General features: G+C 58.2%; 1 protein-coding gene. It reads right to left on the bottom strand.

Going from position 1 to position 763, the window contains the following annotated elements; translation table 11 throughout:
- Window positions 1-222 precede the first annotated feature (222 nt).
- Window positions 223-756, bottom strand: coding sequence for a DUF421 domain-containing protein (locus ACOI1H_RS25945; RefSeq protein WP_422441234.1), 534 nt, complete (start codon window positions 754-756; stop codon window positions 223-225).
- Between the last annotated feature and the right edge of the window lie 7 nt (window positions 757-763).

The raw sequence follows: 763 nt of genomic DNA on the forward strand, positions 1-763 counted from the left end.
TCATCAGTGGATGCCGCCCGCCAAGCTTGCGCAGCATGCTGGCGACGGCGTCTGGCGTGTTGGCGATTTCGCCCCAGAACCTGACCTCACCCATGCGACCTGCATCCGCAACAGCCACCGCGATGGTATCTTTATGGACATCAAGGCCCACGAAAGCGCTATAATCCGACATGGTTCGTCTCCCTTGTGCATGAGGCTCTGCGATCCATCGCAACCCTCGTTTCAATGTGCACATCGTGGAGGCGGACCACCTATCGGTGCCAGCCCCTTACAAGCCGGTAATACCGTCTGTCGCTCATCAATAGCACTGGCCGCGCTTTGACGGATCACGGTCATCAGTTCGACCTCGGTGATCCGTTCGCGATGCAGGGCGCCGCGACAGATGGCACCATCGCGGACCAATAACGTGGCGTCCGAGCGTACCAGTTCCGCTACCGTTGAAGACCGGACCGAAGACCACGCCAAGATCCATTGCAAACCGATCAAAACGGCGAGCGCCAATAGGCCTTCGGCCAAAGCCACACTTTCAGACAGGAGGATCGATGCGAGCGTCGATCCGAGCGCCACGGTCACGATCAGATCAAATGCGTTGAGTTTGGCCAGCGTGCGTTTGCCTGATACGCGCAACATGATCAGGAGGGCGGGATAAGCAAGCACTCCGACGATCAGAGTGCGGGCGAGACCGGACCAGTTCTGGAATAGCATTTCAGTGATCATTTTGAGACTCCCGATAATGACTATGTGGCCGCTCGGCACCGCGGTG

The sequence above is a fragment of the Loktanella sp. DJP18 genome (assembly GCF_049310965.1).
Lineage (GTDB): Bacteria > Pseudomonadota > Alphaproteobacteria > Rhodobacterales > Rhodobacteraceae > Loktanella.